General features: G+C 37.6%; 12 protein-coding genes. 4 read left to right on the forward strand and 8 right to left on the reverse strand.

Annotated features, from left to right (window positions below; all coding sequences use genetic code 11):
• Positions 1–6 precede the first annotated feature (6 nt).
• Positions 7–144 carry a hypothetical protein gene (locus tag MB14_RS19025; protein WP_157716616.1) on the forward strand — a complete coding sequence of 46 codons (138 nt, stop codon included), beginning with the start codon at positions 7–9 and terminating at the stop codon, positions 142–144.
• Positions 145–218: 74 nt separating this feature from the next.
• On the opposite strand, the gene glsB is transcribed toward MB14_RS19025, so the two are convergent.
• The 7 genes from glsB to MB14_RS19205 all read right to left on the reverse strand — a co-directional run bounded on the left by glsB (position 219) and on the right by MB14_RS19205 (position 7,033).
• The gene (glsB, locus tag MB14_RS18235; RefSeq protein ID WP_062594157.1) at positions 219–1,148 is read right to left on the reverse strand and encodes a glycine N(alpha)-acyltransferase GlsB; all 930 of its coding nucleotides are present in this window, start codon (positions 1,146–1,148) and stop codon (positions 219–221) included.
• Between the two features lie 16 nt (positions 1,149–1,164).
• Entirely contained in the window at positions 1,165–1,977 is an 813-nt protein-coding gene (glsA, locus tag MB14_RS18240) for a 1-acyl-sn-glycerol-3-phosphate acyltransferase (RefSeq protein WP_062594159.1), read from the reverse strand.
• A gap of 254 nt (positions 1,978–2,231) precedes the next feature.
• Positions 2,232–3,590, reverse strand: coding sequence for a DNA recombination protein RmuC (locus tag MB14_RS18245; protein WP_062594161.1), 1,359 nt, complete (start codon positions 3,588–3,590; stop codon positions 2,232–2,234).
• A gap of 71 nt (positions 3,591–3,661) precedes the next feature.
• Complete coding sequence (locus tag MB14_RS18250; RefSeq protein ID WP_062594165.1) at positions 3,662–4,768, reverse strand: PAS domain-containing protein; 1,107 nt, start codon at positions 4,766–4,768, stop codon at positions 3,662–3,664.
• Positions 4,769–4,849: 81 nt separating this feature from the next.
• Complete coding sequence (locus MB14_RS18255; RefSeq protein ID WP_062594167.1) at positions 4,850–6,358, reverse strand: PH domain-containing protein; 1,509 nt, start codon at positions 6,356–6,358, stop codon at positions 4,850–4,852.
• Positions 6,339–6,875, reverse strand: a complete 537-nt coding sequence (locus MB14_RS18260) for a PH domain-containing protein (protein WP_062594169.1) — start codon at positions 6,873–6,875, stop codon at positions 6,339–6,341. Before MB14_RS18260 ends, MB14_RS18255 begins: the two co-directional genes overlap by 20 nt.
• On the reverse strand, positions 6,872–7,033 hold the full coding sequence (locus tag MB14_RS19205) for a C1orf53 family protein (protein ID WP_165899502.1): 162 nt from the start codon (positions 7,031–7,033) through the stop codon (positions 6,872–6,874). The genes MB14_RS18260 and MB14_RS19205 overlap by 4 nt, the downstream gene beginning before the upstream one ends.
• Positions 7,034–7,109: 76 nt before the next feature.
• Between MB14_RS19205 and rocD the strand changes: the two genes are divergently transcribed.
• From rocD to MB14_RS18275, 3 genes are all read left to right on the forward strand, one after another.
• Positions 7,110–8,345, forward strand: coding sequence for an ornithine--oxo-acid transaminase (gene rocD / locus MB14_RS18265; RefSeq protein WP_062594171.1), 1,236 nt, complete (start codon positions 7,110–7,112; stop codon positions 8,343–8,345).
• A 135-nt stretch (positions 8,346–8,480) separates the two neighbouring features.
• Positions 8,481–10,679 (forward strand): tetratricopeptide repeat-containing sensor histidine kinase, encoded by a 2,199-nt coding sequence (locus MB14_RS18270; RefSeq protein ID WP_165899501.1) that lies wholly within the window; start codon positions 8,481–8,483, stop codon positions 10,677–10,679.
• An 88-nt stretch (positions 10,680–10,767) separates the two neighbouring features.
• The gene (locus MB14_RS18275; protein ID WP_132644139.1) at positions 10,768–11,385 is read left to right on the forward strand and encodes a response regulator; all 618 of its coding nucleotides are present in this window, start codon (positions 10,768–10,770) and stop codon (positions 11,383–11,385) included.
• Positions 11,386–11,405: 20 nt separating this feature from the next.
• Here the strand turns inward: MB14_RS18275 and MB14_RS18280 are convergent, their stop codons facing one another.
• Positions 11,406–12,527: a DUF4221 family protein gene (locus MB14_RS18280; RefSeq protein WP_062594175.1), complete on the reverse strand. Its 1,122-nt coding sequence runs from the start codon at positions 12,525–12,527 to the stop codon at positions 11,406–11,408.
• Positions 12,528–12,751 lie beyond the last annotated feature (224 nt).

Genomic DNA, 12,751 nt, shown 5'->3' on the forward strand with positions numbered 1-12,751 from the left:
AGAAATATGGAAGCGAAAATCACAGAATCTCAAAAAAGAAAAATGACTAATCCTGTTATTCAGTTTTTCAGGTTTATCTATTTAAGTCTGAAAATTCTTTTTATCGTGGAGGGTGGCCATGGCGGAACAAGAAACCGTGAATAATAATTATTCACGTAAACTTTCAAAACTATTAATGATTCCAACCCAATTGGGTATAACCTCTTTAGGCTAAATACTTAATAAGTCGTGTAACGATCCTTTTTCTCACCATAAATGTCAGAAACAGTGACAAGTATACCTGTTTCTTCCACGCTACCGAAATCAGGGTTTTCGGCTGTTCCGAACGATTTCATGGAAGGAGATAAAGACATGTAGTTTTTAATTAGTGGAGGAACACGTTCGCCTCTGGCTTTAGTATAAGAGTTTAAAGTAATCATTCCACTCTTAAAATCTTTCCCCTCGAAGAGTTCTTCCAATTTACTAATGTCCGTAGCCGGTAGAAGTCGGTTTTTGGGAGTTACTAATCCATCTTTGTCTGGGAAAAAACGCTCCATAAAATACAAGACAGCATCGCGCGCCTCTATATTATAGTTCGGATACATGGTAACTTTTCCAAAAAAGTACCTCATGTTGGGGTGGCGCAGAATTATGGCGCCAAGGCCGTCCCAAAGGTTGTCAAGGGCAAAAATTCCTTTTCTAGGATCTACGTTTGGTTGATGTTTTGGCTGAATCCATGATCGGCCAAGCTCAATGGCGTATGGCAGGTAGTCTTTTACGAATTGGTCGGAGAAAGAAAAGTAGTGTGCCGTTGAAATGGCTATGTGTTTTGGGTCTGAAAGATCTAAAGTACTACAATCTATAAAGCGGTATCCACCAATGATTTCTTCGTCTTCTGGTGAGTATACAATTAGTTGCTGATAGCAGTTCTCACAGAGGTCGTATTCATCGATATCTACTTCTTTACCAGTGCCCCCGCCAGCGCTAGCAAAGGATATTTCTCGCAAACGACCTATTTCACGCATTGTGTTGGGTGCGTTGTGGGCGTTTACAAAGTATATCTCATTGCCCCCTTTTTGGGTGTTGCGTACAAAACGCTCTGCAGTGAGTTCTGACTTCAAAAGTTTTCTGTCAACTGAGTCAATAACGTAGTCTAAATTCTTGTCCAAATTGAGTGAGTTTCAGTTATTGGAGTTTATACACTTTTTCTTTCATCCATTCTGCCCAGTCTTGATCTGACTTTGATCGATCAAAAGTTGTGGGGTCAATGGGTTTTCCAAAAACAATATTAAAAGTACTATTCTTTTGTTTCATCATCTCATCAACTAAATAAAACATTTCTAAATTGGCCTTGATACCTAAGAATTTCCGGAAGTTAGAAAGATTGTAAAAAAAGTTAGATAGCTGAGCACCACCAGTATATACTGGGATTACTTGGCTTTTAAATCGTTTAGATCTGGTTATAAAAGTTTTTTTCCATTGGAGGTCTTTTACCACCCCTTTAGTTCTTCTGCTTACTAATCCGGCAGGATAAATAAACACAGCATGACCCGACCCGAAAAGCTCATTCATTTGTTTGACGGAATCTGCGGGGGTTGCCCCATGTTTATTTATGCCCACAAATAGTTGATTGAGATTTTTTAAGTTAAGCAAAATATCATTCACCAAAAATTTAATATCTGGCCTTATGGGTTGAATGGCTTTTACATGGGCTAGGGCTTCGATACCTCCAAAAGGATGGTTTCCTGCAAAAACAACTCCTCCTTCTTTGGGAATGTTTTCAATGCCGTGAATGTCTACTTTAATGTTAAAGCGGTCTAACACTGCATTGGCAAAGTCGACACCGTTCAAATTTGAGAAGTCATGAATTACTTCATTCACTTCTTGTTGATGAATAATGCGTTTGATGTAACGAATTATGAAACCGGGCATCCATTTTAAGAGGCTCGGGTTTTTTTCGCCAATCACCTTTTCTATGTCAATAAACTTATCACTCACGTGTGTCTAATTAAGAAGCTGCAAAGTAAAAAGATATCTTTTAAAATGGGATAAATATGCTTCTATCCAGTTGTTCTGATTTTCAACAAGTTAGGTTTGAACCTCAAAATTTGGCAGCCAAAGGACGCATTTGACTCCCCTTATATTATTGAAATTCTCTAATGATTCAAAAATGACTCTTTAATTAACTTTGATTTTAAGAGTAAACTGGCTGAAGCGAAAAGTAGTTTAAATGGAATGTTGTGAGTTGATATTTACAAGTCATCATTCTCATCTTCAAGAAGCAAAGAGCCATCAGAAAGCTCAGGTAAAATATTCTTGGTTTCTGCTTCGCTTAGGGCTTCAACTCCTTTTAGTTTTCTCTGGATGGCGCGGGTTCTTTTGCCCATTACATCATCTAATTGATTAAGGCCAGTTTGAATATTTTTTTGTGCCTTTTCCATAATTCCGCTAAAGTTTTCAAACTCTTTTTTAACAGCACCTAGAACTTGCCAAACCTCACTACTCCGTTTTTGTATGGCCAAGGTTTTGAATCCCATTTGTAAACTGTTGAGAATAGCCGCTAGGGTAGTAGGGCCAGTAACAATGATTTTATAATTTCTTTGCAAATCTTCGAGCAAAGCTGCCTTGCGAACTACCTCGGCATAAATTCCTTCAAAAGGCAAAAACATAATGCCAAAATCGGTAGTGTTAGGTGGATCAATGTATTTATCACTGATATCTTTAGCCATTTTCTTAATGGTGTTATCAAGGTTTTTTTGTGCAATTAAAATCCGCGCTTGGTCTCCTTCGTCATAGGCTTCTTGAAGTTGTTCGTAAATGTCTTTCGGGAATTTCGCATCAATGGGAAGCCATACATTCGTACCAGAATCATCTCTGCCGGGCAGTTTAATCGCAAACTCGACTAAATCGGCACTACTAGCTTTTGTTTTAACATTTGCTTCGTATTGATCTGGGGCTAGAATTTGCTCTAACAACATGGAAAGCTGTATTTCACCAATCCCGCCACGCATTTTTACGTTACTTAATACTTTTTTCAGACCGCCCACATCGGTGGCTAAACTTCTCATTTCACCAAGGCCTTCTTGAACAGCCTGCAATTGTTTTCCTACGGTTTCAAAAGATTGGCTTAAGCGCTCATTTAATGTTTTTTGGAGTTTTTCATCCACCGTTTTCCTCATTTCGTCAAGCTGCTTGGTGTTATCTTCACGAATAGATTTGAGTTGGTTTTCTACCGACAGCTTTACTTCTTTTACATTCTCTGTGGTTTGCTTATTGATTTCGTTTTGTTGAATAGAAAAATCACCAAATTTCTGTCGTAGCAATTCATTTAACTCTTTAATGTTTTCTGTGAATTTCCCTTCAAATGATTTGAGACTATTGGTCAGTTCTTCTCGGTTAGCTTTAGATAGGTAGTTTGATTCCGTTCTGTTTCTTTGAAATTCATCTTTGATCGACTTTTCCGTTCGCTCTAAGGTCAAATCGAATTTTACCATTAAGTCTTCTACCTGCTTGAGTTGCGGTTTAATATCGACTTTAGGCTTTTTAATGAGGTTGATTCCGATATTGACTATTGATAGGCCTATTAGAATCATCAATAAGTTTTCAATCATGGTATACTTGCTTTTAGATTATAGGTGAAGAAAATGAGTTTTACTAGAAGCATAATAGAAACTATGATTTGTTATTTTTTTTTTGAAACTCTTTCAAATGATACCTTTTTACTTATATAGTTATGAGTAAGCTGAATGGTGAAATCGTCAAGTTCTTTTGCCGAAGTCTTCATGTATGTAGCCAATTGTTTTAAAGTTGGTTCATCCATATCGTCTAATTCAATTAAATTAGAAAGTCCCATAATATTGGTTACTGGTTTTCGAATAATATGCGATATATCAAAAAGGATTTGTTCTAGTGTAAGCTGATATTCTTTGCTGTCTGTAATGTCTAAGTTTGTACCTATAAGCCTAATTGGTTTACCAGCCTCATCACGATGAATATTAGATAAGGATCGTATATATCTTATAGTTTTATCCGGATGAATGATTCTAAACTCTATATCTACTTCTTTGATTTTGGACTGAATTTTTTTTCCATAGTCTGTGATTATGTGCCTGTCTTCAGGGTGAATTAAAGTGACCCAAGACTCTAAGGTTATATTGAAGGATTGAGGTGAAATGCCAAAAATTTCATACATGTTTTCATCCCAAATCAGTTTGTTATTGATCACATCGTGGTCCCAAATCCCTAATTTCAACCCTCTAGTGGCTAATGAGAAGCGTTGGTTGGTTTTCTTGAGTTCTTCTTCCGCTTTTACCCGGTCTGTAACGTCTCTAAAGTTGTCAACAATACCATTGATAGCAGGATCATGAAGCAAGTTAGTAACCACGGCTTCTACCCAACGCCAAGATCCATCTTTGTGTCTGATGCGAGAAGTGTGGCCTTGAACCGGCACCCCCGGCTTTTGCATACAAATATTAATGGCTTCGCTGGAACCAGCTTGGTCTTCAGGGTGTACTAAATTCCAAATTTCCATATTCATTACTTCTTCAGGAGTATAACCAAGTATGTTTTTAATTGAACTAGAAACGTAAATGGTTTCAGCATTTGGTGAAATTATGATTACACAGTCAGCACCATTTTCTATTAGTGACTCAAATTTTTTCTCGTTTTGGGTAAGTTGAAGATTACTATTTGTTTTTTTCTGCTCGATCAATAATACACGCATTCGCCAAATGACTACTAAGCAGGCAGCAATTGCAGTAATTAAGATAAATGGCAACGTGGACTCCATTTTTCAATATATGAAATCAAGGTTCTAGAACCTATCGTGATAAGGGGATTAAAAGCTCATTTTCGAAAGAGTGGTTTTTTCTTACATCCACTCTCTTTTATCTGTTTGGATGCGATAAAGTATAAAGCTTTCCAATTGAAGTGCTTCGCTGAGACTAATAAACGGAATACTTAATTCGCCTGCTGCGGTATATACTTTTATTGTGGCGAGTTGTTTTCTGCGTTGATACCAGCTTTGCTTTACTCGGACGGCTTGTACCTTATGAATTTGTGTTAACACATTTTCCGTTCCTACTATTCCACTGTTACTTCTAATAAGCTCTTCATTGATTTCGTAACTCCTCTTTTTATAATATGCTCTTCCTAAGAAAAAGGAAAGCGGAAGAATGAGTAAGAAATAAAAGGCCGCTTCTCCAATGAGAAACCAAGTACTCAAGCCAAGTGCTGATGGGATAAGTCCATAGAAAAGAATAATTCGAAGTTTTATAAGTGGGCTGATAAAGTGTTTGGCTTCAGCACCTAAATATTCAGAAGGGAAAACCATATTAATCACCTTCGATATTTGGTGTTTGTAACTTCCTGGTACGTTGATTTTAGACTTTTGTGCATTTACTTCGCTGCTTGAAGCTTGTGCAATTTGCAAGGTGTACATTTTAAAAATTTTCCTGATAGGATTGGTAGACCAAGACACCATTTGCACCTTGTTTTTATTTATAGTTACCTCTTCGCGATTGAGTAAGCCTCTCACCAATTTCAACCCATTATTACTGAGCCATAGCTTGAGATCGTAATATTTTAAAATTGAATTGACCAGCGAAAAGAGGAACGAAATTACCGTTACGAGCACCACAGAAGCTACAAAAGCAAAAAGGGTGTTATCCACAACATAACTTTCATATTGGCCCAATTGATCGGCAATAAAATCGCTTATGTTATCTGTAATCTCATTTATGGTAGTAAAAACAAAGGCGAAAATAATGCCCATGGAGCGCAAATGGTTTTGACTTACTCCTACTTTAATTAAATCCCCAGGCTTTAAGTGGAGTAGTAAATCAGAAGGGTTTTTATCGGCACTAATGGTTTTTTCTTCTTCTGTTCCTGATTCTTCAATCAGTTGTTTTTTCTCGGCCATAATATAATCCCTTAAAGCAATGGCTTCATTTTTTCTAAGGGCATCGATACTTATTTCGGATTTATTCGCGCCAGCCGAATCAATTTCTACGCTTACTACATTAAATAATTGGTGAAGTAGGTTTTGACTAAAGTTTATAGTTTGAATACGCTCGAATGGAATATTTGTCCGTGTCTTTTTCAACACCCCTTTGTCTAACACTATGGCGTTGTCTTTAATGTAATAGTAAAAACGAAAGTAAGTAAGAATAGACCCCAAGAGGTTATAAACAGCAAAACCAATAACTACATAAAGGATAATGTCATCGAAGGTAGAACCTGCTCTGCGTCCGATAACCAGGGACAGTAGAATAGGCCACATGGCCTTGACTGTCATTCTGAAAAACTTGATCAGAATAATACCAATGGCTACAGAAGGTTGGCGCTGCGGAATAGAAAAATCATGATTGTTCTGCTCCATCCTCTTCGGTTTTCTTGAGTACGAAATCTTTCATCGAGAGGGCTTCATTATCTGGTAAACCCGGAATAACCAAGTCACTACTTTGTCCGCCTGCCGTAAATAGTTTTAAGCTGTTTATTTTATACAACCTTTCTATTGGCCCTTGCTTTAGTTCTGCATGTTGGATTCTGTTAAAGGGCACAGTGGTGCGTACCGACCAAATTAGGCCCTTGGTATAAATGATGTCGCGTTGGCGGAGGGCATATTTTTTCTTTTTAAAACCGAGAATGGTCAGTATGATATTAGCGACCGAAAAAAGAAGTATAGCCCCCATTGAGATAAGATAGCCATTCATTTTCTCCTCAAAATCAGAAAGCTCAATAATAGCAATGGCGGCTCCAATTAGAACTACGAAAAACAGGGCTGATGAAATCAGACTTACTTTGAGGTAATTGGGGTCTATTGGTTTAAAATTGACTTCCTCTAAACTCGGAAGTTCATTGGGGTCAATGGAGAGATTCTCGAAATGGTTTGTCATTTTTTATAGCCGTAAGGGCAGTGTCTACAACCATTTTTACAGCAATAGCCTCTTTTAAGGTGATATTTTGCGGTAAAAACCATTCTGCCCAGTTCGTCAAGGTAATAATCTTCTTTTTCTGTGACAAATGTTGGTTTTGATTTAGAATCTTTCGACATCTTTTTTGGGCTAAATTAGTTTGTTTACCTTTGGCCTACCCCTGATTTTGGGTAGCAAAGATAAAATTTAATACAGATGGAAACAGTTCAAAATAGCAAACAAGCAATTAATCTAGAAAACAAGTATGGCGCGCATAACTACCATCCGCTACCGGTTGTTTTGGCCAAAGGCGAAGGTGTCTATGTTTGGGATGTAGAAGGGAAAAAGTACTTCGATTTTTTGTCTGCTTATAGTGCTGTAAATCAAGGGCATTGTCATCCAAGAATTGTTCAAGCTTTGAAAGATCAGGCCGAAACTCTTACCTTAACTTCTCGCGCTTTTTATAACGATGTACTAGGAATGTATGAAAAGTACATGACCGAGTATTTCGGGTTTGATAAAATTTTACCCATGAATACCGGAGCTGAGGCCGTTGAGACTGCCATTAAGCTTTGTAGAAAATGGGCTTACGAGCGAAAAGGAATTCCTGAAAATGAAGCTAAAATTATTGTTTGTGAAGATAACTTCCACGGAAGAACCACCACGATCATTTCTTTCTCCAACGATCCAGTAGCTAAGAAAAATTTTGGCCCTTACACCAAAGGGTTCATCAAAATACCTTACAACGACATTGATGCTTTGAAAGCCGCCTTAGCCGAAGAAAATGTAGGAGGTTTCTTAGTAGAACCTATACAAGGCGAAGCAGGAGTGTATGTTCCGGATAGCGGTTATTTAACAGAAGCCGACCGTTTGTGTAAAGAGAATAATGTACTTTTTATAGCCGATGAAGTACAGACGGGCATTGCCAGAACAGGTAAACTTTTGGCATGTGACCATGAAAACGTAAAGCCAGATGTATTGATTTTAGGTAAGGCTGTTTCTGGTGGTGTGTATCCGGTGTCGGCTGTATTGGCCAACGATCCTATTATGGAAGTAATTCAGCCAGGGCAGCATGGAAGTACTTTTGGAGGAAACCCACTGGCAGCTAAAGTGGCTATAGCTGCTTTAGAGGTAATTAAAGATGAAAAACTTGCTGAGAATGCGCAGCGTTTGGGCGAAATTTTCAGAGAAAGAATGAGCGCATTTATTAAAACTACCGACCTAATTACCTTGGTAAGAGGCAAGGGGCTCTTGAATGCGATTGTGATTAACGATACCGAAGACAGTTCAACCGCTTGGGATATTTGTATGGCCTTAAAAGAAAACGGATTATTGGCCAAACCAACCCACGGTAACATTATTCGTTTTGCACCTCCTTTGGTAATGACAGAAGAGCAATTACACGAATGCTGTGATATTATTGAGAAAACAATTAGAGAATTTGCTGCTTAAGCAATTTTAAACTCGTTTTAAAAACCGACTTTTGAACTCTATATAATTGGAGTATCTTAAGTCGGTTTTTTTATATGTGAGCGTATGTGTAGTGATTCGAATTTTAGAGGGGTGATGCTTCGAACTTCGTTGTTTTTGAGTTGTTTTTTGGGAGCCATAAATTTTGCGTACGCTCAATCTGTTGAAGACAGCCTAAAGTTAGCTTTGAAAGAAGCTTCAGGTTCAGAGAGAACAAGGATTCTTATCAATTTAGCAAAGGTATCTCAAGATAATAATCAATCCTTAAGCTACGCTACACAAGCTTTGAGCTTTGCTTCATCAAATTCAGAGAAGAGTTCTGCGACTAATCAAATTGCTTGGACATTCAAGAACCTATTTCAATTCGATTCAGCTAAGCTGTATGTGAAAAAGGCCCTTGAATACGCTGAAAAGCAGAATGATCCGTTGGTGATTTCTGATGTTTACAGTACTTACGGGAGTATTTTTAATAATACCGGTGGGTTTGATAGCGCCCTGTTTTACAATAAAAAAGCATTAGAATATCGTATTGAAGCTGGCGATGAACAGGCGCAAGCGGCTTCTATGAATAATATTGCAACTGTTCTTCAAAGGCTATCGAGGTATGATGAATCGATGGAGTACATCAATCAGAGTATTTCAATTTATTTGGCATCAAATGACAAGAGAAGTGCCGCAGATTCCTACCTTAATAAAGGCAATCTTCTAAACAGTCTGGGCGCTATGGATTCTGCCTACGTAAGTTTTCAAAATGCGCTAAAAGAGTATGAAGCACTGGGTTTGAAATCTATGATGCCTTATGCTTTGATAAATATGGCAACGGTTGCTGTACAACTAGAGCGCTTAGAAGATGCTGAAAGGAGATTTATACAAAGTAGGGATATTCTACTTGAAGGAAATAAAAACCCTCAGCTACTTGCTTTTTCTTACAATGGAATTGGCGGAGTATATCAGGCTAAACAGCAAAATGACTCTGCGCTATTCATGTTTAAAGAGGCTGAAAAATATGCCTTAGCTGCTCAAAACGAGTATTTGTTGTCTATGGTGTACAATAATTTAGGAGATATTTTTAGGGCAGAAGAAGAGTATAATACGGCTGTAAATCACCTTTCGAAGGCACATGAACTGAAGACTAAAATTGGTGACATTACAGGTTTGGCCTCAGTGAGTATAACTTTGGCAAGCACTTACAAGAGTTTAGGTGAGTTGGAAAAGGCTGATAAATATTATCAGGAAGGAATTAAACTCTCTGAACAAACCGATGATAAAGTGACTAAGCGAAAGGCTTATCAAGAGATGTATCTTTTTCAAAAACAGATCAATCGCTTTGAGAACTCACTTGCTTATCTAGAAAAGTTTATGATGTTGGACGATTCATTGATCAATGACCGAAACCTAGATAAAATTGCAGAACTCAATACCCAATACGAAACTGAAAAGAAAGAGCAGCAAATTGCTTTGCAAGAAGCTCAACTTGGTGAACAAGCATTGAAACTTGAACGAAATCGCTTGTTGATGATCGGCTTAGTTTTGATTGTTATTCTATTTTTAGCTATTATTTTTCTGGTGCGCAACCGAGCAAAAAAAAATGAGCAGCTCATACTTCAAGAGGCACAACTTAAACTTCGCGAAGCAGAACTAAACGCGGTAATCAACTCTCAAGAAAAGGAGCGAAACCGTTTTGCTAGAGATTTACATGATGGTTTTGGTCAACTCATTTCTGTACTCAAACTTAACCTTTCAGGATTAAATGATAAGGACGCCCAACATCCAGAAAAGAGACTAGAGGTATTCAGAAATGGAGAATCAGTAATCAACGATATGTATGCCGAACTTCGATCCATTTGCTTCGATTTAATGCCCCAAACCTTGGTGAAAAAGGGGATAACTACTGCCTTAAAAGAATTTGGAGATCGCATTACTCAAAGTAAAAAGGTGGTTTGCGAGGTCATTGTGTTCAGCAATAAAGAGCGTCTTCCGGAAATTGTTGAGATTTCCCTTTTCAGAATTTGCCAAGAATGGGTGAATAATGTCATGAAGTATGCAGACGCAAGTCACATCACAATTCAGCTTACTAGAGATGAAACCGAACTTACACTAACAGTAGAAGACAACGGAAAAGGCTTTGATACGGAACTCTTTTACAATGGTAAAGGTAACGGCTGGAAGAATATTCAAACACGTTTGAATTTAATCAAAGGAGAGTTCGATTTGGATAGTCACCCTGATAGGCGAGGCACTATGATGACGGTTAATTTGCATGAGGCTTCGATTAAGAGAATACCCACTAGCACTGAAAAACAAATCACCGCTTAGTCGGATATTTTTAATAGATTAGTAAGAATACCTTGCTCCAATGAAATGGTTGTTCAATTTTGTGGGCAAGGAACAAATAGCAGAAACGATGAAAATCCTCCTTGTCGATGACCACTCCATATTATTGGATGGCTTAAAAAAGCTGATTGAAGAAGATGAAATGCTCTCTGTGGTAGATGCTGTGGGCTCTGTTCCAGATGCCATCCGTTCTATCGACAAACACAAACCCGATTTGGTAATTACCGACTACAACCTAGGAGATGATGATGGATTGAGTTTGGTGCAAAAAACCAAACGTCTTTTTCCCGATATGAAGTTCATCATTTTAAGTATGCATGATGAAGCCCATTTGGTAAAGGAAATCCTGAAAGAAGGCGTGAATGGTTATGTATTGAAGAAAGACACCAAGGCAGAGCTGATTGAGGCCATATATGCGGTAAGAGGAGGGAAAATGTACATGTCTACCGATATTAATGCCATGTTGGTGAAAAGCCTTTACGAACCCGATGAAGGTAAACTTTTGACTTCACGAGAACGCGAAATTCTCAAACTGATTTCTCAGGAATATTCCAACAAGCAGATTGCAGAAGAACTTTTTATCAGCGAACGCACTGTTGAAACCCACAGAAAAAACATTTTCCGCAAAACAAAAACCAGCTCTTTGGTAGGGCTTATCAAGTTTGCCTACGCGAATAATTTGATTTAATAACTGTTATATGGAAAGTCTTACTTCACAATCTCATATGCGACAAATGAATAGGCACCTTCTACGGATGGGTTTCCTAAATACAAGTAAATAATTCCGTTAGATACAGCTGGCTCTATAAACACCATTTCTTTCAATTTAATTTCTTCAATAACCTCAAGCTTTTCATTGAGTAACATAAGGTATCTATCATCTTTTTTGTCTCCGTTACTAAGTTTTTCATTTTGCATAACTACCCTTACGTAGAAGCCCGTCTCGTCATCTCTTTCAATGGCTGAGAACTTTGGTCCTGAATAGACATAATCCACCCATTTTTCAGTATTTTTATTATCCACCGCACTTATGGGTTCCCTTAAGTTTTCAGCAAATTTAAATGGCGCTTCAATTTCCGTTTGCTCTTTGGTGCCCATATCATAGATAAAGGTTTTTGAGGTAAAAGGGAAACTGTAAATAATGGAGTCATGATTGATAACCATGCTATGAAATGAAAAATCGTTATAATAGCCTATAGTTCTGTCGTCTATTAATGACTCTTTTGGTGAAAAGACGGGTATTTCGGAAATTTCCTTTGTAAGTAAGTTTAAAGTAAAAAAGAGCTTTGGTTTTTCTTGTGACTGAAAATTAGTAACGATGACATCAATTGGTACTTTCGAGAACAGGACTTTATTTTCCTCCAATAGTTGAAAGTCAGTTAAGTGAAAATCGAATACAAATGATGAAATTTTATGTGTTTGTAAATCTTCAGTTCTAAAACGCATTAATGCTTTGCCATCAAGATTGTAGATGTTAAACGAATTGCGAGAAAGCAGAAAAAGAGAGTCATTTCTGATTTCGGCATCTTGAAATGGAGGGTCAAAAAAATCAGGGCCGTCTAAGTTCACAGCAATAGTGTGGATAGGTATTTTCTTCTGGAGATCAAATAGTACCAATAGTTTAGACCCTTGATCGTAGATCAAAAGGCTGTCCTGTCCGACAATATTATTAGAGAACCCATAACTTGAAAGCAAAAGCTCACCGTGGTTTAAAGCAACTTCGCCAAAGTACTTAAGCGAAGTAGTTTTGTTTTCGATGTTTTCGGCCTGCTTAGAGCAACTAACATTGAATAGGATAGTAGCTAAAATTGGCCAAAATGTGTTTTTCATGGTTGCTTGTTTGAACTATTGAATTAGTTTTAATTAAGCGTAATTAATTTTGACCTCAAAGTATTTTTCCTTAAAAGTTTTATTTATTCCCGATATGGTTAAAGAAGAGTGATGAGTTTAGCTACTTGTTGACTTACTCTTTGCATCCGTATTGGCACGGATGCAAATACCCCACGCCTAGCGTATTCCTTCCCGTACAGAGTGGTTTTAATTTTACATTAATA

It is taken from the genome of Roseivirga ehrenbergii, assembly GCF_001593005.1.
Taxonomy (GTDB): Bacteria; Bacteroidota; Bacteroidia; order Cytophagales; family Cyclobacteriaceae; genus Roseivirga; species Roseivirga ehrenbergii.

What these genes read in the sequence shown, in the direction of transcription:
- MB14_RS19025 (WP_157716616.1), top strand. Translation starts at nt 7, where the DNA reads ATGGAAGCGAAAATCACAGAATCTCAAAAAAGAAAAATGACTAATCCT.
- MB14_RS18245 (WP_062594161.1), bottom strand. Translation starts at nt 3,590, where the DNA reads ATGATTGAAAACTTATTGATGATTCTAATAGGCCTATCAATAGTCAAT.
- MB14_RS18250 (WP_062594165.1), bottom strand. Translation starts at nt 4,768, where the DNA reads ATGGAGTCCACGTTGCCATTTATCTTAATTACTGCAATTGCTGCCTGC.
- MB14_RS18255 (WP_062594167.1), bottom strand. Translation starts at nt 6,358, where the DNA reads ATGGAGCAGAACAATCATGATTTTTCTATTCCGCAGCGCCAACCTTCT.
- MB14_RS18260 (WP_062594169.1), bottom strand. Translation starts at nt 6,875, where the DNA reads ATGACAAACCATTTCGAGAATCTCTCCATTGACCCCAATGAACTTCCG.
- MB14_RS19205 (WP_165899502.1), bottom strand. Translation starts at nt 7,033, where the DNA reads ATGTCGAAAGATTCTAAATCAAAACCAACATTTGTCACAGAAAAAGAA.
- rocD (WP_062594171.1), top strand. Translation starts at nt 7,110, where the DNA reads ATGGAAACAGTTCAAAATAGCAAACAAGCAATTAATCTAGAAAACAAG.
- MB14_RS18275 (WP_132644139.1), top strand. Translation starts at nt 10,768, where the DNA reads ATGAAAATCCTCCTTGTCGATGACCACTCCATATTATTGGATGGCTTA.
- MB14_RS18280 (WP_062594175.1), bottom strand. Translation starts at nt 12,527, where the DNA reads ATGAAAAACACATTTTGGCCAATTTTAGCTACTATCCTATTCAATGTT.